Genomic DNA, 20,745 nt, shown 5'->3' with positions numbered 1-20,745 from the left:
CTGTCGCAGACAATACAAGCCGTCATAAGGACATTGCCATGAAACTGCACTATCTACTGTTCGCCGCCCTGCCCTGCCTGCCATTGGCTGCCACCGCTGCCCCCTCGAGCGAAGAAAGCGTCACCGCCCCGGAAACCCACAACCGCGAGCTGAAGGTCGGTGACAAAGCGCCAGACCAGTACAAGCGTGACGAGGAAGCCATCAAGAACTGGAAAGCCAAGGGCCTGCCACAGCCTGAGAAGGAAAGCCACTGGGTGCGCATGGGCGATCACTATGTGCTGATACAGATTACCAACGGCGTGGTGCTGGCCATTCAGCCTGCGTCCTGATTCAACCCGCTGCGTCCAGCGCCACCATGTGCACGGTGTCGCGCCCGGCGGCCTTGGCCTGGTAAAGCGCCGCATCGGCCTGCGCCAACAGGCTGGCGGTGCTGTCTTTGCTCGCCGGCACACCGCACCACAGGCCAACGCTGAAACGTAGCTCGATGTGGTCACCGGCAAACCGGGCCGGGCTGCGCGCAATGGCCTCGCGCAGCCCTTGCACGGCAGCCAGGGCCCCGGCGCGGTCGGTAGCAGGCAGCAGCAACAGAAACTCCTCTCCACCGTAACGCCCGAGGCTATCGCCCTGGCGCAGGCGTTGCTGCAACTGGCGTACGCAATGGCACAACACTTCGTCACCGGCCAAGTGCCCATACAAGTCGTTGATGCGCTTGAAATGGTCGATATCGATCATCGCTACCGCAAGGCTCGCCTGCTGCCCGCGTGCGCGGTCCAGTTCGCTGGCAAAGCGCTCGAGAATCGCCCGACGGTTGAGGGTACCGGTGAGCACATCATGCAAGGCCAGGTGCTGTAGGCGCGATTCACTGCGCTCCTTGGCCATCAGCACCAGCCCGATCGAATACATCATTACCGTCACGGTGCCAATGGCTACCGAGATGCTCTGTTTCAGGTTGCTGGTGTCATAGCGCATTTCCACAGCCGTGCCATTGGCCACCGCAACCACCCGCATGCCCAGGCCCACCAAGCTGATCAGCGCACCGATCTCCAGCAGCAGGTGCGCTTTGCCCGGTCGTTCGCCATGGCGCCATGCCCAATAAAGGATCAGCGCACATTGCAACATCAGCACCAGGGTCGCCAGCAACATGCGCGGCTCCAGGGTATCGAGCAGCAGCATCAACCCCACCAGCATGAACGCCGGGATGATGAAAATGACCCGCCAGGGCACTACCCGCTCGCGCACACGGAACAAGCTGGCCGTATAGAAGGCCAGCGCCAGCGAAAGCAGGCTGTTGCCCAGCCCGTAGCTGAGCCACAGGGGGGCCTGGGCGTAAAGGGTGTAGCAGACGTAAGCCAGCGCGTGCACCAGCAACCCGCAACCGGTGAGCATCAGGTTGTCGCGGCGGTTGCCGTGCCCGACCAGCAACAGGCAGAACGCCAGGATGGTGGCAACCAAAGCAACAGCGGCGAACAAGGTAGGGGTATGCGCGATCATCATGATTCACTGAGTGGCAGAATGCCGTCTTGGCTGCGGCTTACCGTGCAGTCTAGAGCCGCCACGGGCGCCCGGCCATGACCCTACGGGACAGAACAGCAACCGAGAAGCACGTGGAGGATCGTGGGTAGCACAAATTTTTGCCCGCCCAGGAAACCAAATGGATCGATCCGGGTCTCAAAGGGTGTGCGGTAAACCTTTGTGGATCAAGGACCTATCTCGTGACAAACCGTCTTGCAAGCCTTTCGCTGGTTGCTGTTGTACTGCTGACTGCAGGTTGCCACAGCCATCGCTACCATGACGACGATGGCTGGCGTGATCGCGACCGTGACCATCGCCACCACCGGCATGACCGTGACGACGACGAGCGTCAATACCGCGGCGACCGCTACTACCGCTGAAGCGGCTACAGCCCCGGCTCGCCGCCGTTCAGGCGGCACCTTAACCTGGTGAAATTTTCGAGGTTCATATCATGCGTCTGACTCTGCCTTCCGTTGCCCTTGGCCTGCTGCTGTGCCAAGGCGCTTTCGCCGGTGATGGTACTGCCGCCATCGGCGGTGGCCTGGGTGGCGTACTGGGTAATGTGGTTGGTCAGCAACTGGGCGGCAAGACCGGCGCAGCCATTGGTGCTGGCGTTGGCGGCGCAGCAGGCAGTGCGGTAGGAGCTCGCAAGGGCAACCGTACCGAAGCGGCGCTGGGCGGCGGCCTGGGCTCGGCGGGCGGCTCATTGCTGGGCGGTGCAGTTGGCGGGCAGACCGGCTCGACTGTAGGCGCAGGCCTGGGTGGCGCCGCCGGGGGCGCCTTGGGCAACCATCTAGGCGACGACGACCGTGGCGGCAAGAAGCACCGCCGGCACCGTCACTGACCAGCCGAGCTGGACAGGGCCGCTGACGCCGATCGGCAGCAGCGGCCTTAAACCCTGCAGTACATCAACACCCCCTTCACCGCAAGGTGGCACACTGGCTGCTACTGTCTAACGTGCCCCTGTGTGAAGGAACACCCCTCCCCATGAACCAAGAGTTGCTTTGGGTGCTTGGCCTGCTGGCCATCGTCATTGTCCTGTTCGTCATCAACCGCCCACGCATGGACGTGGTTGCGCTGATGGTGATCCTTGCCCTGCCGCTGCTGGGCATCCTCAGCGTGGAGCAGGCACTGGCCGGCTTCAGCGACCCCAATGTGGTGCTGATCGCCGCCTTGTTCGTGATCGGCGAGGGCTTGGTCCGCACCGGCATTGCCTACCGCATTGGCGAGTGGATGAGCGAGCGGGCCGGCAACAGCGAGGCGCGCCTGCTGGTGCTGCTGATGGTGGCGGTAGCCGGCCTGGGCTCTATCATGAGTTCCACAGGCGTGGTCGCCATTTTCATCCCGGTGGTGCTGAGCATTGCCGCGCGCCTGCAGCTCTCGCCCAGCCGCCTGATGATGCCGCTGGCCTTCGCCGGCCTGATCAGCGGCATGCTCAGCCTGGTCGCCACGCCACCCAACGTAGTGGTGCACAGCGAGCTGGTACGCCATGGCCACGCCGGCTTCAGCTTCTTCAGTTTCACCCCCTTCGGCCTGGTGGTGCTGGTGCTGGGTGTCGGCTACATGCTGCTGACCCGCAACTGGCTCAATGGCGAAGTGCGCAAGGACGGCCGCGTGGAAAGCCGCCGCACCCTGCTGGACCTGGTACTGGACTACAAGCTCAACGGGCGCGAGCGGCGCTTGCGCATCCGCCCCCACTCGCCGCTGATCGGCCATACCCTTGGCGAACTGGAACTGCGTACGCGGCATGGCGCCAACGTGATCGGTATCGAGCGCCAGCACAAGTTCACCACCCGGGTCATCACCGCCGATTCCAACACGGTGCTGCACCAGGGCGACGTACTGCTGCTCGACCTGTTCGCCAACCATGACAACCTGCGTAGCCTGTGCCAGACCATGCAACTGGAGCCCCTGCACTTCAAGGCGGCTTATTTCATCGACCAATCCCAGGAACTGGGCATGGCCGAGGTGTCGCTGCCGCCTGGCTCGCAGCTGATCGGTAAAAGCATCCTTGAACTGGCGTTCCGTACCCGCTATGACCTCAACGTGGTCGGCCTGCGCCGCGAGCAAGCGGCGATTGAAGACCAGTTGGTAGAAGAAAAGCTGCGCCTTGGCGACACCCTGCTGGTGGTCGGCCCGTGGAAGGCTGTGCGCCTGCTGCAGGGCAAACCCAAGGACTTTCTGGTGCTGAGCCTGCCTGCAGAGATCGACCAGGTAGCACCAGCCCGCACTCGCGCACCGCAGGCGTTGCTGAGTCTGGCAGTCATGGTGGGGCTGATGGTCAGCGGCGTGGTACCCAATGTCATCGCCGCGCTGATCGGCTGCCTGCTGATGGGCGCAGGCCGTTGCATCGACATGAACAGCGCCTACCGCGCCATCCACTGGCAGAGCCTGGTGCTGATCGTGGGCATGCTGCCATTTGCCCAGGCACTGCAGAAAACCGGCGGCATCGACCTGGCCGTGGGCGGCCTGGTCAGCGTGCTGGGCGGAGCCGGCCCCAGTGCCATTCTGGCCTGCCTGTTTGCGGTTACCGCGGTGATCGGCCTGTTCATCTCCAACACCGCCACGGCCGTGCTGATGGCACCCGTTGCGGTCAGCACGGCGGCGCAGCTGGGCATGTCGCCCTACCCGTTTGCCATGACCGTGGCGCTGGCTGCATCGGCGGCGTTCATGACGCCGGTATCTTCGCCGGTCAACACGTTGGTGCTGGGCCCGGGCCAATACCGCTTCGCCGATTTCGTCAAGATCGGTGTGCCGTTCACCGTGCTGGTGATGCTGGTCACCGTGCTGATGGTGCCGTGGTTCTTCGGCCTGCAGTAAAAACGCCAAGCAGTAGCGGCAATTTGGCATTATTACGACCGGCCGCGGCAGATTGACATCAACTGCCATGACGAAACACACTGCCGAGCAAAGTCCCAGGTGCTACAAGGCGTTGTCCTGGATTTCGTCTCCGCTTGCCGGTCGAGCCCATGGTTTTCCCAGCCCCATCGCGCCTGTTGCCCTACGTTGCTCTGCTATGCCTGACCTTCGGCCTTACCTTGGGCGGCATTCTTGCGCGCCCGATCGAGTCCCTGTCATTGTTCTGGCCTGTGAATGCGGTACTGGCCGGCGTGTTGCTGCGGCACCCGCGCCAAGCCACGCTGGCCGGCTTCAGCCTGGTGTGGCTGGCCATGGTCGGCGCCGACCTGCTGTGCGGCAGCGCCTGGCTGCCCGCACTGTGGTTCAACCTATGCAACCTGGGTGTCGTGGTCACTCTCTGGCTGCTGCTATCGCGCCTGCCCCGTGTGCACCGGCGCTTGCGCACCCCCCAGGGTGTACTCAGCGTGTTCGCCGCCTGTGCCGCCGGCGCCGTGGTCGCGGCCAGCATGGCAGCAGCCATGGCCGCGCCCTGGTTTGAACAGTCCCTTGGCGCCACTTGGCGGGCGTGGTTCAGCGAACAGTTCTCGACCAGTGTGCTGATCCTGCCCGTACTGCTGACTGCACCCTCGATGCGAGCCCTTATACGCGGTGGCGCGCAGCCTGTACGGCTGGCACCACTGCTGGGGCTGCTGGCCTCACTGGCGTTCAGCATTGCCTTCGGCGGCCCTGGCGCCATCGCCTTCCCCATCGCCGCACTGCTGTGGTGTGCCTGGACCTACTCGCCGTTTCTGGTGTCGCTGCTGGCGCTTACCGCTGGGAGTACGCTGATCGTGGCCGTGGCACAAAACCTCATGCATTTCAGCGTGCCGCAAAGTGCGCCGGGGGTGACGACACTGTTGTCCGCGCGCCTGGGCATTGCCATGCTGGTGCTCGGGCCACTGGTGGTGGCCTGCGTCAGCCAGGCCAACCGCAGCCTTATGGCCCGCTTGGCCCACCAGGCTACCATCGACCACCTCACCGGCGCGCTCTCCCGCAGCGCCTTCACCCGCCGCGCCAACGCGCTGCTGGACAGCCGGCAACACGCCCAGGCACTGCCACTGACCCTGATGATGCTGGACATCGACCATTTCAAGTCGATCAACGACGCCCATGGCCATGCCGTGGGCGACCAGGTGTTGCGCCAGTTCGCCGGCGCCCTGCAAGACCAGTTGCACAACAATGAACTGTTTGCCCGCCTGGGCGGCGAGGAGTTCGTTGTGGTGATGCCAGGCCTTGCGCCCGAGCGGGCCACGTTCACCGCCGAACGGCTGCGCCGTGCCGTGCAGGACCTGCACGTGGTCCAGGGCGACAAATGCCTGCAAATTACGGTCAGCATTGGCGTGGCCGGCTGAGAAGCGCACATGCCGTCACCCAGCCTGGACCTGCTGCTGGCCAGCGCCGACCAGGCGCTGTACCGGGCCAAGGCCCACGGCCGCAACTGTGTGGAGCATGCCGACCCGCAGCGCCAGGTGGTGTGAGTCAGCCGACGAACACATCCCACGACAGCTTGGCGATCAGCACGCACAACAGCACCAGGAACAGCCCGCGAACGAAGCCCGCGCCCTTGCGCACGGCCAGCCAGGTGCCGGTCAACGCGCCAAGGATATTGCACAGGGCCATGGGCAGGGCAATGGCGTACAGCACGTTACCCGACGGCACGAAAAACACCAGCGCCGCCAAGTTGGTGGCAATGTTCACGACCTTGGCAGAGGCCGATGCGTGCAGGAAATCCAGGGCGAAGAAGCGGATGAACAGGAAGATCAGGAAGCTGCCGGTGCCAGGGCCGAACAGGCCATCGTAGAAACCGATCGCCCCACCGATCAGCACTGCCAGGCATTGCTCCTTGCGGCCGATCCGGGCCGGTTTGTGCAGGGTGCCGAAGTCTTTCTTGCAGAACGTGTACACCGCCATCAACACGATCAGCACCAACACCGCCGGGCGCATTACCCCCGGCGGCAGCAGCGACACCGTGGCAGCACCGGCGAACGACATGACAAAGGCGCTGACCGCCGCGGGCACGATCAAGCCCCAGTCCAACGTGACCTTGCGGATGAACGAACGCGCTGCGAAGGCCGTGCCACATACCGAAGCCAGCTTGTTGCTGCCTAGCAATGCCGCCGGTTGCGCGGTGGGTAGCACGTTGAACAACGCGGGAATCTGGATCAAGCCGCCGCCGCCCACGGCCGCATCGATCAGGCCGGCGGCAAAGGCGAATACAGAAAGTACAGCGATATCCATCATGACGCGGTTCCAGGCAGTGGGTACAGGTGCAAGGCTAACCAAAAGGGCGTGGCTGTGTTGAAATGCCATATTGCGAAAACTGCAATAAGGAGCAGCGCATGGCATTGGACATGCTGCGGGAAATTCAGGCGTTCGTCAGCGTCGCGCACAAGCGCAGTTTTGTCGCCGCGGCCCGGGCGTTAGGGCGTTCGCCCAGCGCGGTTACACGCGCGGTACAAACCCTGGAAGACAACGCCGGGAGCAAGTTGCTGAACCGCAACGCCAATGCGGTCACCCTGACGGCAGCGGGCGAACGCTTGCTGCCGCACGCCGAGCGCTTGCTGGATGTGCAACGCGATGCAGCCGACGAACTGGCTGCGCTCAGCGGGAACGCACAAGGCTGGATCCGCTTCGCCGTGCCGCAACTGTTGGCTGAACACCTGTTGCCCCAGGTGCTCGCAGATTTTTCCCGTCGCCACCCCCAAGTCACGCTGGATGTGCAGTACAGCGACGAAGCGCTCGACCCACTGCTGGGCAAGTTGGATTTTGCAGTACGCGGCGCCTTCCCGCAGTCCAGCGAACTGATCGGCTACCCGCTTTGGCCCTACCAGCGGCACTTGTATGCGAGCCCGGCGTACCTGGCCTTGGCCGGTACGCCGGCGCATCCCGAACAGCTGGAAGGCCACTCGCTGATCCTGCATACCGCACCGCGCATCCTCAAAGCCTGGCACTTTTGCCGCGATGGCCAGATCACCAGCGTGCGGCCCAGGCCGCGGTTGCGCCTGGCCTCGGGCACTGCGGTGTACCACGGCGCCCTGGCGGGTGCCGGTATCGCGCGCCTGGCAGCCTGGGTAGGCGAGGCGCAGGTCAAGGCCGGGCGCCTGGTGCGGGTATGCGCGCCATACCGCCTGACCTCCAGCACTGGCCAGGACCCGCAGATGCACGCGGTATACCCGGCTGGCGAGCTGCCCGCCCGGGTGCGCGACTTGCTGATAGCCCTGCGCCAGGCCTGCCGGGCGCCATGAACAGCCCTTCGAAAAAGGCTGTTCAATTTCTGCTCAATTTAACAGAGCCCGCCACCGGCATGGCTTACAGCACTTTATCCACAGACCTACCCACGTTTTTTGTGGACAGATTTCCCAACGCAAAGAATGACTTATCCCACACCCAGCAATGCCGCATTGGCCAGCTTTACCAGCTCGATCCACTCTGACGTGCTGATATCCCCCGCCTGCTCCAGCGCTTGTGCATTGCGCAGCGCCTGCTCGTAACCCTGCTCATCCAACGTGCCCTCGGCGAGGAAACGGCTACGCCACTCCAGAGCGGCGCAGGCGCCTTTCTTGCATTCCATTAATGTGTCGACTCCCAGCGGAAAAGGCCGATCCGAATGAGCGGCGGCGGGAGACTACACGAGGTATTAATGCTTGAAAATGACATGCAGCGACCGCTGGTCCAGCGATACTGACGAAGGGAATAGTGGCTATTTGCCAGGAAATTGGGCCCGAGCTTGAAGTAGACGGGCCGCGCAGAAAAAGCCGATCACCCTCAGCTTGGCGGAATGGTGCCAAGCAGGCCGATCAGAATAGTGAGTAGCAGAAAACCCCCCAGGAACAGCGCCAGCTTGCCCATTGGAACCTCGACAGTTGTGAAGCGGGAATGGGCGTATTGTCGGGCCTGGGCTGATACGGTTACAGATTCAGGTTGGCGCAAAAAAAGCGGATCAGATGCAGCGCACGGCACGTGGCAGCGTTGGGGCGCCCCTCAGCCCAATTGCTGAAGCTTCTCTGCCGGTAACCAGCCCAGCTCGCCGTTGCCATGGCGCCGACACCACAGCCACCCATTGAGCGGCCGCACCATCTGCACCAGTTGCCCCGGGTCGGCGTCCAGTTCGTGCGCACAGTAATGATCGAGCGCCCGCCCCTGGCAAACGCTGAGCCGTTCAATCAGCTGCGCGGGCACCCAGCCGGGCTCCTGGCCGGTGCAACTGCACAAATACCAGTCCTGCCAGCCAGGCTCGCCTTCATAGCGCGGGCCAATCTCCAGCAAAGTGCCTTTGGCAAAGCGGATAGGCCGCGGGTACTCACTGCGGTGGGATTCGATCACAACGTAGTGCATGGGCCTCTCCTTGGCCGGAAAACCTTCGCGCCAGGCTCAGGCGGCAGACACCGCCCGTCATCGGCGCATGTATGGGGCGACAACGGCAATGATACATACCAAATGCCACGGCGTTTCGTGCGGCATGCAGAGCATTGTGACAGCCCCTGTTTTGCAGAAGTTGCACCGGCCCGGGGTACGTCCCGCGCAGGTCGCTGAAGGCCTGGCACCTGCTGGCTGTGCAAGGTAAGTGCAACATAACATTTCCAAAGCTGATCGCGCCCTGCGCAGCGGGCCGGCCGAAGGAGAACCGGCCCAACCCAGCGGATACCGGATGCCAGACGGCACGTGGCGACATATACAGAAATGCATTTTGTAGGAAACTTTACCGCTCAATGTAGGAAATACCGCGAACACCAGATTTTCCTGTATGAAACATCAGTTTCTAGAGGTAATTCGAGCTGCTACGGTCCATGTTTCCTACAACGGCACGGAAGCCCACAGTGTGAGAAGCCCATGGACCCTTTCAACGCTTCAGCCCTGAAACTGCAGAAAAACCTCCTGAACCTTCGCATTGAGCGGGACCGCCTGAGAAGTGCGGGCAAACACCAGGAAGCTGATCAACTTGCCCAGTCTGTCGCGCAACTGGAGGCGGCTCTGCAGCAGTTGCCAGATGACCTCAAACCAAACACCTTGCAGTGAGGATACCCACGTGGTGCCCCCAGCCGGTGAAGCCTGCCGGGCTGAAAAGCGCCGCCTGGGGGCCCGCACAACGATCCCCTGCTGCCGGCTGACGCTGCCCCGCATCCACAATTCCACTGGCCTTGATCCTGATAATTAATTGGAGGCAAGCGCTCATCCGCCTTACCGTGGCAAGCCACCAAGCCCCCAGTAGAAAAGGCCAGTTCCATGAACGACCGTGAGTTCATCAATGCCATCGATGCCGATGGCCTGCCCCTGCACATTGCTGTCAGCAACGGCCGCATCAGCCACATTGGCGCGCAGCGCGCCGGCACCCCGGCCCGCGAAACGATCGACCTGGAAGGCTTGCTGGTATTGCCGGGTTTCGTTGATGGCCACATTCACCTGGACAAGAGCTTCGTGGGTGATCGCTGGCGCCCGCACCAACCTGTCGCCAGCCTGCGCGAGCGCCTGGCCGTGGAAAAACGTGAGCTGGCGAGCGCACCGCCCATCATCGAGCGCGCCGACGCGCTGATGCGTCAGGCAGCTGCGTACGGCACCTTGGCCATGCGTTGCCATGTGGACGTGGACGCCACCACCGGCCTGAGTCACCTGCACGCCATGCTCGAAGCCCGGGACAACTGGAAACACCTGCTCGACATCGAGCTGGTGGCCTTCCCCCAGGCCGGCGTGGTCACCTGCCCTGGCACCGCCCAGGTCATGGAGGCCGCTATCGGCGAAGGGGCTCAGGTGGTTGGCGGCATCGACCCCACCACCTTGGACGGCGACGCTGACGCCCAGCTGGATATCGTCTTCGGCATCGCTGAGCGGCATGGCGTTAAAGTCGATATCCACCTGCATGAACCCGGCGATATCTGCATCGCCCAACTTCAGCGCATTGCCGCGCGCACCCAGGCCCTGGGCATGCAAGGCCTGGTTGCGGTCAGCCACGCCTACGGCCTGGGCGACGTCACCGACGCGGTGGTCGACCACACCGCCGAAGCGTTGGCGGGCGCAGGTATCTCGATCATGACCAATGCCCCGGGCGACCGGGCCTTTCCGCCGGTGCTGCGCTTGCGCGCCGGGGGTGTGCAGGTGTTCACCGGCAACGACAACATCCAGGATGCCTGGTGGCCGTATGGCAATGGCGACATGCTGCAGCGGGCGATGCTGGTCGGTTACCGCTCGGGGTTCAACACCGACGAAGAGCTGCGGGTGGCACTGCAGATGGCGACCGAGGCCAGTGCCGCGGTCATGGGCAAGCAGGATTACGGCCTGCACCTGGGTAACGAGGCCAGCTTCGTGTTGTTGAGGGCGCCCAATGCGGCGGCCGCGGTGGCGGCTGCCATTCATGAACGGGTGATCGTCCGCCACGGCGCGTTCTGGGGCGGGCCTGCACAGGTGCACCTGCAGGCTGGCCAGTTCGCTGCCGAACTGCGGCGCTGACAACAGCCCTGGCCGGCTTCGGCACTCAAGCGGCAGCCGCCCGTTTGCCCTCTTCGCTGGTCTCGAACTGCCCGACCAGCTTCTGCAACTTGCCGGCATCCACCCGCACCTTCTGCGCACTGCTCTGCAACACCACCGCAGTCTGGCGCATCTCGTGGGAAGACTGGTTGACCTGCTCGATGGTCTTGCCATATTCCAGGCTGCGCCGGTTGAGCTGCTGGATGATCGCGAACATACCCTCCACCGCCTGGTGCAGTTGCACGTTTTCGGACGAAGCGTCCTCGGCCAGGCGCAGGCTGCTGTCCACGTCCTGCACGCCCCGCTCCATGAAACTCACGGCCTGACGGGTCTCACCCTGCAGGCTCTCGACCATGGTGCGTATGTCATCGGCAGCCCGCGCCGTTCGCGCCGCCAGGCTGCGCACCTCGTCGGCCACCACGGCAAAGCCACGGCCGTGCTCGCCAGCGCGCGCCGCCTCGATCGCAGCATTGAGCGCCAACAGGTTGGTCTGGTTGGTAATGTCACTGATCAACCCGGTGATGTTGTCGATCTCGACCATGCGGCTGTCAAGGCGTTGCACACTGGAGGACGAGCGCGCCACCACGTCGCGGATCGACTGCGTACCGGCCTGCACCGCCTGGAACTGCTCGCGGGCGCGGGTGACCACTTCGTCCATGGCCTGCTTCATCTGCTCGGCGCTGACCGAGGCCTGCTGCAATTCGCCCAACTGCTCTTCCATGATGATCATCATCTGATGCACGGCCTCGGCCACGTCAGCCGAAGTGACGCTGGCATCCTGGCTACGGCCCAGCATCATCTGGTTGGTGACGCCCACCGTGTGGCTGGCCTTGACCACCTGCCCTACCACTGCATCCAGGCGGTCGATGAAGCTGTTGATCCAGCGGGCCATGTCGCCGCTTTCATCGTTGCCCACCGTGTGGGTATCCAGCCGCTGGCGCAGGTTGCCCCCACCCTCGGCGATGGTCCGCAGCACATTGCTCATGCCATTGAGGCGCGCCGCCACACGGCGCGGCCCGAGCATGCCGAACAGCACCGCAGCGGCGAGCATGGCCAAGGCTTCGACCATCTCGTTCAGGCCCTGCGGCAGGCCCGCGTAGTGCTGCACCAGGTAGTTGCAACCGAACAGGCCGACCATCGTCGCAATGTAGGGCTTCATCAAGCCATAACTGAGCGAGCGGCGCCGGTACACTTCCTCGAGGTCTGCCTCGCACATCATTCCCCAGCGGTCCGGCGAGCCCGGCAGCTGGAAGGTCACGCCCTTGCCCACCACTGGCACATGACGGTAGTCGGAATACCCGGGGTAGGTAACGAACACATTGGCGCCGCAACGGATGGTTTCGCGTACCCCCGGGTGCAGCTCGCGGGTGGATGGGTCGGTGAAACGCAGCTCCAGCTCGGTATGGCGCTGCACCTGCACGGTGCCCCACGCCGTGTGAACGCCGTTTTTCAGGTTCTCGCCGTGGGTGAAGGTGGCATCCTCGAAACGCGAGCGCGACAACGCCGTACCGGGCTGGATAGTCGGGTCGAAGCGCGACTGCGCCATGAACAGGTAGTTGTCACCCGATTCGGCGTAAATGTGCCCGGCCTCGCGCTGGATCAGATCGCCCAGCACATCGTTGGGTACGCGACCACAGAGGCAACCCACGACGTTGCCGGTAACCTTCACAGGCTGGTAGAACATCAGGGTTACCTCATCGTGAAAGCGCGAAGAGGACGGGCCGATGCTCAAGGTCAGCGGGTCGCAATAGGGGCCGTGCAAAAATGGCGCCTTCAGCCCCTGCGCCAGCGCACGGGTGTGCTCGACGGGCGCTGTTGCCCGTTGCGGCCAGGTCGAGGCAAGCACCTTGCCAGTGGGGTCGACGACGAACAGCTCGGAGAAGTCCTCGGCCTGGGCCAGCTTGTCCTGCAATTGCGCGCTGCCCAGCCGGTCAAAGCCGGGGGCCAGTTGCTCGGCCAGCTCGGCCAGGTGCTCCCATTGTTCGTGCGCCCACTCCTGCAGCAAACGGACGCGGGTCTGGGCAATGGCCTCGAAGGTTTGCTCGATTTGCGGATAATTTGCCCGGTTCAAGTGACATGCCCAGCCCATGCTGAACTTGCCGGTTCTGCCAAACCAGGGCAGCCAGCCCTTCTCCTGAGATGACAACTGCATGGAAGCACTGGAAAGCGACATTATCTTCACCATAAGCGACATCGAATGGCAATTTGATAGCAAGTCGCAGGCCAATAGAGGCATCGGGGTAGAATCACGGTTTACCACCGCATCCCGCCCGCTAAGGGTGCAAAAACACGCCAGTCAGGTGGCGGGTTGCACCATGCAGGGGCAAAGGGAGGCGCCAAGCCCCTGAGCGCACGCGACTGCACCGCCGTTCGGGGTGCTCGCAGATCGCACAACAGTTCGATAATCGCACGAATTCCGCCAAACCCCCTCTACTGTAGCCCTGTCTTGCGGCACGCTATGGCCAAAGTCAGCAAGCAATTGCACATGCTGACAGGCCAATCGCTTTACAGGCGCCGGCCAGCCCGACAACTCCAACTCCAGGAACAACCAGGAGCTCGCCTTGATCAATAAAACGTACGAGTCCATCGCCAGCGCGGTGGAAGGGATCACCGACGGATCGACCATCATGGTCGGTGGCTTCGGCACTGCCGGCATGCCGTCCGAGCTCATCGATGGCCTGATCGCCACCGGCGCCCGCGACCTCACCATCATCAGCAACAACGCCGGTAACGGCGAGATCGGCCTGGCAGCCTTGCTGATGGCCGGCTGCGTGCGCAAGGTGATCTGCTCGTTCCCGCGCCAGTCCGACTCGTACGTGTTCGACGAACTGTACCGCGCCGGCAAGATCGAACTGGAGGTGGTACCCCAGGGCAACCTGGCCGAGCGTATCCGCGCAGCGGGCTCGGGCATTGGTGCGTTCTTCTCGCCGACCGGCTACGGCACGCTACTGGCCGAAGGCAAGGAAACCCGTGAAATCGACGGCCGCATGTACGTGCTGGAAATGCCGCTGCACGCCGACTTTGCGCTGATCAAGGCGCACAAAGGCGACCGTTGGGGCAACCTGGTCTACCGCAAGGCGGCGCGCAACTTCGGCCCGATCATGGCCATGGCCGCCAAGACGGCCATCGCCCAGGTCGACCAGGTTGTCGAACTGGGTGAACTGGACCCGGAACACATCATCACCCCGGGTATCTTCGTCCAGCGCGTCGTCGCCGTCACCGGCACCAGCGCTGCTTCGCTTGCCACCGCTGAATGAGGCCTGCCATGACCATCACCAAAAAGCTCTCCCGTACCGAGATGGCCCAGCGCGTGGCTGCAGATATTCAGGAAGGTGCCTACGTAAACCTCGGCATCGGCGCACCGACCCTGGTGGCCAATTACCTGGGTGACAAGGAAGTATTCCTGCACAGCGAAAACGGTCTGCTGGGCATGGGCCCTAGCCCGGCCCCGGGCGAAGAAGACGATGACCTGATCAATGCCGGCAAGCAGCACGTGACGCTGTTGACCGGTGGCGCTTTCTTCCACCATGCCGACTCGTTCTCGATGATGCGCGGTGGCCACCTGGACATCGCGGTACTGGGTGCCTTCCAGGTTTCGGTCAAGGGCGACCTGGCCAACTGGCACACCGGCGCCGAGGGTTCGATCCCGGCGGTGGGCGGCGCGATGGACCTGGCCACCGGCGCGCGCCAAGTGTTCGTGATGATGGACCACCTGACCAAGACAGGCGAAAGCAAGCTGGTGCCTGAATGCACCTACCCGCTGACCGGTATTGGCTGCGTCAGCCGCATCTACACCGACCTGGCAGTGCTGGAAGTTACGCCTGAGGGGTTGAAAGTGATCGAAATATGCGCAGACATCGACTTCCATGAACTGCAGAAACTCAGCGGTGTGCCACTGATCCAGTGATCGAGCGCAGGCGCCCGCTGTACAGGCAGCCCCGCGGCAAATGATCGATAACCGCATTCGGGTTCATCTGAATGCGGTTATTCGGTAGACTAACGCCCGGGTGTCTGCTGCATGGTGCAGTGAGGCAGGTTAAAGAACAGCGCAGGTCGGGCCGCCATGCGGGAGTACTTGCGCCTATGCCTAAAACAGATTTGCCTCGCGCCCAGAAACTGGCCGAGCGCGCCTTCGCCAGCCTTCAACGCTTTTTGCACATCGAAGCAGTCAGTGGCATCGTGCTGTTGGTTGCCGCTATCGCCGCCCTTGTCTGGGCAAATTCCCCTGCCGCCGACAGTTATGAAGCCCTGTGGCACGCCCCGATAACGTTCGGCGTGGGCTCGCACGTGTATGCACAGTCGCTGCATTTCTGGGTCAATGATGGGCTGATGACCATCTTTTTCCTGGTGGTGGGCATGGAGATCCGCCGCGAAATCCACGAGGGTGCCCTGGCCAGCCTGCGCCAGGCCATGCTGCCCATGGCCGCTGCGGTCGGCGGCGTAGCCGCACCGGCGCTTCTCTACCTCGGTATCGTTCATTCGCCAGCCGACCAACAGGGTTGGGCAGTGCCAACGGCCACCGATATCGCTTTTGCGGTAGGCGTATTGGCCCTGCTGGGCAAGTCGATTCCGTCCAACGTACGTGTGTTTCTGCTTGCCCTGGCGATCATCGATGACATTATCGCTGTGCTGATCATCGCGGTCTTCTACTCGGGCGGCCTCGACTACAGCGGTTTCGGCGTCGCGGCGATCGGCCTGCTGATGGTAATCGCGCTGCAGAAGATCGGTGTGGGGTCGGCTTACGCCTATATCGTTCCCGGTGCGATCGTTTGGCTGGGCATCCTGTTGACCGGTGCCCACCCGACCCTCGCCGGCGTTGTGCTCGGGCTGATGACCCCGGTAGCCGCCATGCCGATGCGTGAGCGCCCTCTGGACGCCATAAGCCGCTTCACGGGCGAGTTGATGGGCCGCGCCAAGGCGCCTGAGCGCGATGCCAGCGAACTCATCGACCCGTTGAAACGCCTGCGCCTGGCACAGCGCGAACTGCTGCCGCCAGTGGTGCGGATGCAAGGCACGCTGCACCCTTGGGTAGCCTACGGCATCATGCCAGTGTTTGCCCTGGCCAATGCCGGGGTCAGCCTGGCTGGGGTCGACCTGTCTGCGGCGGGCCCACAATGGGTCATGATCGCCGTGGTAGTCGCCCTGGTCGCAGGCAAGCCCTTGGGCATCATCAGCGTCAGCTGGTTGATGGTACGCCTGGGCTGGTGCGCGCTTCCCGCCGGGGTGAACTGGCGCAGCATCACGCTGGTGGGCCTGTTGGCCGGTATCGGTTTCACCATGTCGATCTTCATCGCCAACCTGGCGTTCTTCGACCCCGGCTCACTGGGGGCAGCCAAACTTGGCGTGCTATCGGCCTCGGTGATCGCGGCGGTGTTCGGGCTGACCTGGGGCGTATGTAGCGTGCGCCGTGCAGCCCCTGCAGGCAACCTGGGTTCGTCAACCTAGCAAAGCCTGCACAGGCCAGTTCTGGCCGGAGCTGAAATGCCCCGGCCAGAACTGGCCCTGCGGCCCTTTGCAATCGACAGAAGCAGCCGCGCCGCTTGAGCGCCTCCTGGCCTCTATGGCCTGTGGTACAAAGGAGGATCTGGGGGGCTGGTTGCCTTTTTCTCGCTCCATATTCCCAATCAGCCCCACACGAAGTGGCTTACTAGCCCTCATTTTCTTGTTAATGAGGCTCCCACGTGTCGATGGCACTCATGCCCCGCAGTAACAGTTCAGTGCCTTTGTCGAGTGTACGACTGTAGCCATGCCGACTGCTGGCTAAGAAATACCTGCTCAAGACGTTCCATCTCGTCGACTGGCCGGGCGTCATCAACGGCTTGCTGATGGGCCCGTATCGCCTGAAGAGTTTGCTTCAAGAGGGACTCTCCCGCCTCAGCCATTCCCAAGGCCGTTCTCTTCACTTAGGGCACCAGCAATGTCTGTTTGTGCGGTGAGCTTCAGGCATAAGCATCTTGCTCAGATTCTGCTCTGAAAGCGGTAACCCTATGGCCGGTCGCTTACCTAATCGCCACGATGAACTATTGAGTTGGTGCCTGCGTGACGATCAGGCAGGTGAGTTCAGACAATAAGGCCTGAGCATCCGCCTGGTAACCTTCGCACCACCGCTCGTGCCATGCCAAAGGAGAACCCTGTTCCTCCCACTCAGCCAACGCGAGTGCGTTGACGATCTCCATCTCAAACCAAATAGACGCCCACCTAACTGCATTCGAGACCAGGGTTGTGTTCTGCCAGACAAACTCCGTCAGCGCCACGAACAACGACCACGACTTCAGATCCTTGTGTGCGCCACGGCTCAGTGCTATGACCTCCGACGACGTGAGCATTGCTGTTCTACATTGATGCATTTTGGCTATTCAAAATCTCGCACCTGATTAAGCTGCATCCCGCTGAGCTGCTCGTATAGATCCTAGCGCCGCTACAAAATCTTCCGACTTCACTCGTTTGACAATGCAAGCGTTCCATAGTGATGGAATAGCATGAGTCTCGGCTGCAAGCAAAGCAGCTTCCCAGTAGCCTTTCAGTTTCAAACTGCCACCACCCACTGCCAGACGCGAGGGGTTGAGCAAATTTATGATACTGGCCATCCCTAGACCCAACGCCTCACCACCGGCCCTCACTGTTGCCGTGGCGATAGGGTCATCATCATTCGCCAATCGAGCGAGGGCTTCTCCACTGATGCCAAGCAAGTTGGCCATGGCGCCGCCACCGGCTATCTCATCCAGCCTCTTGACTGAACCATCAACGTGTAGCGGTAAATACCCAAGCTCCCCAGCCCAGCCATTAACACCACGTAATTCCCGTCCGTGAGTCATGAATGCAGCACCGATGGCAGTGCCCGCCATAATCACGCCACCAGTAAAATCATTACCAACATCCTGCATTTCTTCCTGCAGTGCCGCCTCGACATCATTGATAACTGTTATTTGGCACCCAAGTGCTTTGAGGGAGGTTTCTGGACGCCAGCCTGTCAGACAGGGTAGGACATCGCAGCTAACGATCTCGCCGTCGCGAGCGACCAGACCAGGCACCGCGATTCCAATACGAACCGGGCTTAGACCCACATCTTCGATGAAGGCATAGAGTTGGGTAGCAAAGTCTTCGGGTGTGTAGCCGGGCCCCGTTTCAAAACGTCTTGAATGAGCTCCGCATAATAGCAGCAGCTTAGTACCGCCCAAGTCGGCGCCAATGATGATCTCATTTCCTTCGGGGGCACTGTGCATTGCGATACCTTTGGTTAGCAAACGACGGGGTGGAAATACTCAGCACTCGAATTGGACGGTTCATCATTCAGTCATGAGCACTGGGGAAAGCTTGAGACATTGCACACGTCACGGCAAGTTGCCCAACTCATCGCTCGTGATGCGGACCAAGCCTTTACCGCTAAAGGCTCGGTGCTGCAGGCCTTCAAGATGATCTGGAAGACGCTCAAACGAGGCGACATTAAAACTCTCAGGCTCCCACTCGCCCCTCCCCACTGAGGTGAGGATACTCTCGCCTGCATCTACGAGGTCTTGCCAGGCACGATCGTCACCGAACGTATGCAACGCACCCAGTGCCACCTCGTGCATCGAAATCGTCCGAGTGAAAGGTGGTACTGGAGACGCCTGGAGCCGGTCTTGAACGCATACCAAGTGACCGTTGGCCCTAAGCGCGGCCACGAGTCGCGCAGCATGTTGAGCGTTCACCGTGTCTATTACAGCGTCGAACACCATGGGCCCATCCCATGCCTCAACGAGAGGGCCCTCCATGCAGTCGAACACCCCCAGATCGGTCAGCCGTTGCGCATGCCGCGGGTGGCTCAGCGAGCTGACCTTGAACCCTCGCCGCACAGCTATCTGAATCAGATGATTTGCAACAGATCCACCAGCCCCACTCACCAGCAGCGTCTGACATGACTGTGGTAGCTTTTCGAGAGCCAACCACGCGGTGAGTGCTGGGCACGGGAGACTGGCTGCTTGTTCCCAACTCACGCTTGCCGGAACCCGAAGGACTGCTCTGGCTTTCACAGAGGTATATTCCGCAAAACTACCATGACGACTAAGGCTTTGGTGGTAAGCAACACGTTGGCCAATCCAAGAAGCTGGGACATTCTCACCGACAGCAACCACAACACCCGCACCATCTACACCTGGTACGTGACCTGGCTGCCAACTGACCAGACGCCCACCCAAGACTTTCCAATCCACAGGATTGAGGCCGATCACGACGTTACGAATGAGCACATCGCCCGCTTCCGGCCTAGGAAGAGGGATCTCATTGAGTCTCAGCTCTGCTGGGTCAGCGCTGCCATGCCAGGTAAAAGCGCGGTGTGTTGTTGCCAGAATCATGATTGATAAGCTCCCGCCGAGTAGGTGAGCTCGTAGCTGTGGCTGTAGATTTCAAGGATGTTGCCGAACGGATCCTCCATGTAAACCATGCGGTACGGCTTCTCACCTGGAAAGTATTCACGCACCGGCATCCGCTGCTTACCGCCCGCAGCGACGATCTTGGCGGCTAGGCCTTCGACATCCGGATCTTGTACGCAGAAGTGGAAAACCCCCGTTTTCCAGTATTCAAAGTTATTCTCCGGACGCTCGGCGTTGGGAAACTCAAATATCTCGACGCCGATACGATCACCCGTGGACAGGTGGGCGATGCGGAACGAGCCCCACCCCTCACCAAAAACATCCGTACACATTACGCCAATTGCGGTTTGGTCTTCAGTGATGGTGGTCGGCGGCATGATCAGGTACCACCCCAGTACCTCTGTATAGAATTTGACGGCGCCGTCCAGATCGGTGACCGACAGGCCAATGTGAGAGAAATTGCGTGGATAAACGGACATATCGGCTAGCCTCCAAAACAGTTGGCCCTACCCTATCCCCCGCAACGTATAATGAAAACAACGATCACGTTATGGTTACGATAAGACTTCATGATGGTTAACCCGCAGTGGCTCCGATCCTTCGCAGTGCTTGCCGATCTTGGGAATTTCACCCGCACTGCCGAGCATCTGAATCTGACCCAGGCTGCCGTGAGTCAGCACATACGACACTTGGAACAGCAGTACGGTAGTCTATTCATCCGTCACCACCGGCACGTTGAGCTGACCCCTGCGGGGAATGCCTTGTTGGAATACTTCAGAGAAATGGAGCGCGCTGGCCGTGCACTCGATGCCCGCCTGAGCGCAGAAGAACAAGACGTAGGTGATATCAGCTTAGTGTCCCCCGGCAGTATAGGATTGGCACTGTATCCGCTCCTGCTGGACTATCAACAAGCCCATCCTGGACTGATCATTCGCCACAGGTTCGCCCCTGACGCGGAGGTGCTCGCAGCAGTACTGAGCAATCGTTTCGAAATGGGAATTGTGACTTACAAGCCAGACAACGAGAGGATCGAAGCACAGAGGTTTGCCGAGGAGCCATTGGAGTTGATACTGCCAACCGCCAAACCCTACGTGGGGTTCGAAACGCTCTCCGAACTTGGCTTCATCGATCACCCCGACGGGGCCGCTATGGCAACGCGCCTACTCAGCCGAAGGTATCCAGAAGCACAGGGTATTCAAGCAATCCAGAAACGAGGCTTCAGTAATCAGGTAGGCCTCATCTTGGAGCCGGTTTCAAGAGGTTTGGGCTTTACTGTGCTGCCGAGGTTCGCCAGGCGCGCCTTCCACAAACAAGATACTTTGCAGGTGGTGGAGTGTGGGAACCCCGTTGTGGACACGCTCTGGCTCATCTACAGATCAGAGTGGCCTCTGTCGTCCAGAGCCAGGCGAGTCGTTGATCAGATGCAACAACACCTGAATGTAACCAACTGCCGCATTTGAGTTTTAAGATTCGGTTAAAAGCTCAGGCCCTTTGCAGCATCGACCAGTCCACTTAACCAATTCTGATG

21 protein-coding genes and 1 pseudogene are annotated in these 20,745 nt (G+C 61.5%); 13 read left to right on the top strand and 9 right to left on the bottom strand.

Features of this window, described 5'->3' with window-relative positions:
- Positions 1 to 38: 38 nt before the first annotated feature.
- Positions 39 to 329, top strand: a complete 291-nt coding sequence (locus tag EGJ22_RS10020) for an RcnB family protein (protein ID WP_009682115.1) — start codon at positions 39 to 41, stop codon at positions 327 to 329.
- A 1-nt stretch (position 330) separates the two neighbouring features.
- Here EGJ22_RS10020 and EGJ22_RS10015 read toward each other — a convergent pair whose 3' ends face one another.
- Positions 331 to 1,491: a diguanylate cyclase gene (locus EGJ22_RS10015; RefSeq protein WP_029884997.1), complete on the bottom strand. Its 1,161-nt coding sequence runs from the start codon at positions 1,489 to 1,491 to the stop codon at positions 331 to 333.
- 221 nt (positions 1,492 to 1,712) lie between these two features.
- Between EGJ22_RS10015 and EGJ22_RS10010 the strand changes: the two genes are divergently transcribed.
- From EGJ22_RS10010 to EGJ22_RS09995, 4 genes and pseudogenes are all read left to right on the top strand, one after another.
- Positions 1,713 to 1,892, top strand: a complete 180-nt coding sequence (locus tag EGJ22_RS10010) for a hypothetical protein (protein ID WP_029884998.1) — start codon at positions 1,713 to 1,715, stop codon at positions 1,890 to 1,892.
- 71 nt (positions 1,893 to 1,963) lie between these two features.
- The gene (locus EGJ22_RS10005) at positions 1,964 to 2,356 is read left to right on the top strand and encodes a glycine zipper domain-containing protein (RefSeq protein ID WP_009682112.1); all 393 of its coding nucleotides are present in this window, start codon (positions 1,964 to 1,966) and stop codon (positions 2,354 to 2,356) included.
- Between the two features lie 143 nt (positions 2,357 to 2,499).
- Complete coding sequence (locus tag EGJ22_RS10000) at positions 2,500 to 4,332, top strand: SLC13 family permease (RefSeq protein ID WP_029884999.1); 1,833 nt, start codon at positions 2,500 to 2,502, stop codon at positions 4,330 to 4,332.
- Positions 4,333 to 4,466: 134 nt separating this feature from the next.
- Positions 4,467 to 5,888 (top strand): annotated as a pseudogene (locus tag EGJ22_RS09995) (diguanylate cyclase).
- Between the two features lies 1 nt (position 5,889).
- On the opposite strand, the gene EGJ22_RS09990 reads toward EGJ22_RS09995, so the two are convergent.
- Entirely contained in the window at positions 5,890 to 6,651 is a 762-nt protein-coding gene (locus EGJ22_RS09990) for a TSUP family transporter (protein ID WP_009682109.1), read from the bottom strand.
- A gap of 98 nt (positions 6,652 to 6,749) precedes the next feature.
- Between EGJ22_RS09990 and EGJ22_RS09985 the strand changes: the two genes are divergently transcribed.
- Entirely contained in the window at positions 6,750 to 7,655 is a 906-nt protein-coding gene (locus tag EGJ22_RS09985) for a LysR family transcriptional regulator (protein ID WP_029885001.1), read from the top strand.
- Positions 7,656 to 7,786: 131 nt separating this feature from the next.
- Here EGJ22_RS09985 and EGJ22_RS09980 read toward each other — a convergent pair whose 3' ends face one another.
- Positions 7,787 to 7,981: a hypothetical protein gene (locus tag EGJ22_RS09980; RefSeq protein WP_029885002.1), complete on the bottom strand. Its 195-nt coding sequence runs from the start codon at positions 7,979 to 7,981 to the stop codon at positions 7,787 to 7,789.
- A gap of 410 nt (positions 7,982 to 8,391) precedes the next feature.
- The gene (locus EGJ22_RS09970) at positions 8,392 to 8,745 is read right to left on the bottom strand and encodes an SH3 domain-containing protein (protein ID WP_029885003.1); all 354 of its coding nucleotides are present in this window, start codon (positions 8,743 to 8,745) and stop codon (positions 8,392 to 8,394) included.
- Between the two features lie 495 nt (positions 8,746 to 9,240).
- On the opposite strand from EGJ22_RS09970, the gene EGJ22_RS09965 reads away from it, so the two are divergent.
- Both EGJ22_RS09965 and EGJ22_RS09960 read left to right on the top strand, forming a co-directional pair.
- Complete coding sequence (locus tag EGJ22_RS09965) at positions 9,241 to 9,426, top strand: hypothetical protein (RefSeq protein WP_029885004.1); 186 nt, start codon at positions 9,241 to 9,243, stop codon at positions 9,424 to 9,426.
- Between the two features lie 207 nt (positions 9,427 to 9,633).
- A complete protein-coding gene (locus EGJ22_RS09960) occupies positions 9,634 to 10,851 on the top strand; it encodes an amidohydrolase family protein (protein WP_029885005.1) in 1,218 nt (405 codons plus the stop codon).
- Between the two features lie 25 nt (positions 10,852 to 10,876).
- Here EGJ22_RS09960 and EGJ22_RS26885 read toward each other — a convergent pair whose 3' ends face one another.
- Positions 10,877 to 11,527, bottom strand: coding sequence for a methyl-accepting chemotaxis protein (locus EGJ22_RS26885; protein ID WP_370593820.1), 651 nt, complete (start codon positions 11,525 to 11,527; stop codon positions 10,877 to 10,879).
- Between the two features lie 1,492 nt (positions 11,528 to 13,019).
- Between EGJ22_RS26885 and EGJ22_RS26110 the strand changes: the two genes are divergently transcribed.
- The 4 genes from EGJ22_RS26110 (at position 13,020) to nhaA (ending at position 16,314) form a co-directional block, all read left to right on the top strand.
- Positions 13,020 to 13,217: a hypothetical protein gene (locus EGJ22_RS26110; protein ID WP_172828385.1), complete on the top strand. Its 198-nt coding sequence runs from the start codon at positions 13,020 to 13,022 to the stop codon at positions 13,215 to 13,217.
- A 213-nt stretch (positions 13,218 to 13,430) separates the two neighbouring features.
- Positions 13,431 to 14,126, top strand: a complete 696-nt coding sequence (locus EGJ22_RS09950) for a 3-oxoacid CoA-transferase subunit A (RefSeq protein WP_009682100.1) — start codon at positions 13,431 to 13,433, stop codon at positions 14,124 to 14,126.
- Positions 14,127 to 14,134: 8 nt separating this feature from the next.
- Positions 14,135 to 14,776: a 3-oxoacid CoA-transferase subunit B gene (locus EGJ22_RS09945; RefSeq protein ID WP_029885007.1), complete on the top strand. Its 642-nt coding sequence runs from the start codon at positions 14,135 to 14,137 to the stop codon at positions 14,774 to 14,776.
- 176 nt (positions 14,777 to 14,952) lie between these two features.
- Positions 14,953 to 16,314 carry a Na+/H+ antiporter NhaA gene (gene nhaA / locus EGJ22_RS09940; protein ID WP_029885008.1) on the top strand — a complete coding sequence of 454 codons (1,362 nt, stop codon included), beginning with the start codon at positions 14,953 to 14,955 and terminating at the stop codon, positions 16,312 to 16,314.
- A gap of 575 nt (positions 16,315 to 16,889) precedes the next feature.
- Here nhaA and EGJ22_RS09930 read toward each other — a convergent pair.
- The 4 genes from EGJ22_RS09930 to EGJ22_RS09915 all read right to left on the bottom strand — a co-directional run bounded on the left by EGJ22_RS09930 (position 16,890) and on the right by EGJ22_RS09915 (position 19,696).
- Positions 16,890 to 17,195: a hypothetical protein gene (locus tag EGJ22_RS09930; protein WP_029885009.1), complete on the bottom strand. Its 306-nt coding sequence runs from the start codon at positions 17,193 to 17,195 to the stop codon at positions 16,890 to 16,892.
- 48 nt (positions 17,196 to 17,243) lie between these two features.
- The gene (locus EGJ22_RS09925; RefSeq protein WP_029885010.1) at positions 17,244 to 18,092 is read right to left on the bottom strand and encodes an ROK family protein; all 849 of its coding nucleotides are present in this window, start codon (positions 18,090 to 18,092) and stop codon (positions 17,244 to 17,246) included.
- A gap of 108 nt (positions 18,093 to 18,200) precedes the next feature.
- Positions 18,201 to 19,199, bottom strand: coding sequence for an alcohol dehydrogenase catalytic domain-containing protein (locus tag EGJ22_RS09920; RefSeq protein WP_029885011.1), 999 nt, complete (start codon positions 19,197 to 19,199; stop codon positions 18,201 to 18,203).
- Entirely contained in the window at positions 19,196 to 19,696 is a 501-nt protein-coding gene (locus tag EGJ22_RS09915) for a lactoylglutathione lyase family protein (protein WP_029885012.1), read from the bottom strand. Before EGJ22_RS09915 ends, EGJ22_RS09920 begins: the two co-directional genes overlap by 4 nt.
- Before the next feature lie 90 nt (positions 19,697 to 19,786).
- On the opposite strand from EGJ22_RS09915, the gene EGJ22_RS09910 reads away from it, so the two are divergent.
- Positions 19,787 to 20,677 (top strand): LysR family transcriptional regulator, encoded by an 891-nt coding sequence (locus tag EGJ22_RS09910; RefSeq protein WP_029885013.1) that lies wholly within the window; start codon positions 19,787 to 19,789, stop codon positions 20,675 to 20,677.
- Positions 20,678 to 20,745: the final 68 nt, after the last annotated feature.

The sequence above is a fragment of the Pseudomonas sp. p99-361 genome (assembly GCF_003935475.1).
GTDB lineage: Bacteria > Pseudomonadota > Gammaproteobacteria > Pseudomonadales > Pseudomonadaceae > Aquipseudomonas > Aquipseudomonas juntendi.
The sequence above is the reverse complement of the archived record's forward strand: the minus strand, read 5'-3'. Positions and strand labels throughout refer to the sequence as shown.

What these genes read in the sequence shown, in the direction of transcription:
- EGJ22_RS10020 (WP_009682115.1), top strand. Translation starts at nt 39, where the DNA reads ATGAAACTGCACTATCTACTGTTCGCCGCCCTGCCCTGCCTGCCATTG.
- EGJ22_RS10015 (WP_029884997.1), bottom strand. Translation starts at nt 1,491, where the DNA reads ATGATCGCGCATACCCCTACCTTGTTCGCCGCTGTTGCTTTGGTTGCC.
- EGJ22_RS10005 (WP_009682112.1), top strand. Translation starts at nt 1,964, where the DNA reads ATGCGTCTGACTCTGCCTTCCGTTGCCCTTGGCCTGCTGCTGTGCCAA.
- EGJ22_RS10000 (WP_029884999.1), top strand. Translation starts at nt 2,500, where the DNA reads ATGAACCAAGAGTTGCTTTGGGTGCTTGGCCTGCTGGCCATCGTCATT.
- EGJ22_RS09990 (WP_009682109.1), bottom strand. Translation starts at nt 6,651, where the DNA reads ATGATGGATATCGCTGTACTTTCTGTATTCGCCTTTGCCGCCGGCCTG.
- EGJ22_RS09985 (WP_029885001.1), top strand. Translation starts at nt 6,750, where the DNA reads ATGGCATTGGACATGCTGCGGGAAATTCAGGCGTTCGTCAGCGTCGCG.
- EGJ22_RS09980 (WP_029885002.1), bottom strand. Translation starts at nt 7,981, where the DNA reads ATGGAATGCAAGAAAGGCGCCTGCGCCGCTCTGGAGTGGCGTAGCCGT.
- EGJ22_RS09970 (WP_029885003.1), bottom strand. Translation starts at nt 8,745, where the DNA reads ATGCACTACGTTGTGATCGAATCCCACCGCAGTGAGTACCCGCGGCCT.
- EGJ22_RS09965 (WP_029885004.1), top strand. Translation starts at nt 9,241, where the DNA reads ATGGACCCTTTCAACGCTTCAGCCCTGAAACTGCAGAAAAACCTCCTG.
- EGJ22_RS09960 (WP_029885005.1), top strand. Translation starts at nt 9,634, where the DNA reads ATGAACGACCGTGAGTTCATCAATGCCATCGATGCCGATGGCCTGCCC.
- EGJ22_RS26885 (WP_370593820.1), bottom strand. Translation starts at nt 11,527, where the DNA reads ATGGACGAAGTGGTCACCCGCGCCCGCGAGCAGTTCCAGGCGGTGCAG.
- EGJ22_RS26110 (WP_172828385.1), top strand. Translation starts at nt 13,020, where the DNA reads ATGGAAGCACTGGAAAGCGACATTATCTTCACCATAAGCGACATCGAA.
- EGJ22_RS09945 (WP_029885007.1), top strand. Translation starts at nt 14,135, where the DNA reads ATGACCATCACCAAAAAGCTCTCCCGTACCGAGATGGCCCAGCGCGTG.
- nhaA (WP_029885008.1), top strand. Translation starts at nt 14,953, where the DNA reads ATGCCTAAAACAGATTTGCCTCGCGCCCAGAAACTGGCCGAGCGCGCC.
- EGJ22_RS09930 (WP_029885009.1), bottom strand. Translation starts at nt 17,195, where the DNA reads ATGCTCACGTCGTCGGAGGTCATAGCACTGAGCCGTGGCGCACACAAG.
- EGJ22_RS09925 (WP_029885010.1), bottom strand. Translation starts at nt 18,092, where the DNA reads ATGCACAGTGCCCCCGAAGGAAATGAGATCATCATTGGCGCCGACTTG.
- EGJ22_RS09920 (WP_029885011.1), bottom strand. Translation starts at nt 19,199, where the DNA reads ATGATTCTGGCAACAACACACCGCGCTTTTACCTGGCATGGCAGCGCT.
- EGJ22_RS09915 (WP_029885012.1), bottom strand. Translation starts at nt 19,696, where the DNA reads ATGTCCGTTTATCCACGCAATTTCTCTCACATTGGCCTGTCGGTCACC.
- EGJ22_RS09910 (WP_029885013.1), top strand. Translation starts at nt 19,787, where the DNA reads ATGATGGTTAACCCGCAGTGGCTCCGATCCTTCGCAGTGCTTGCCGAT.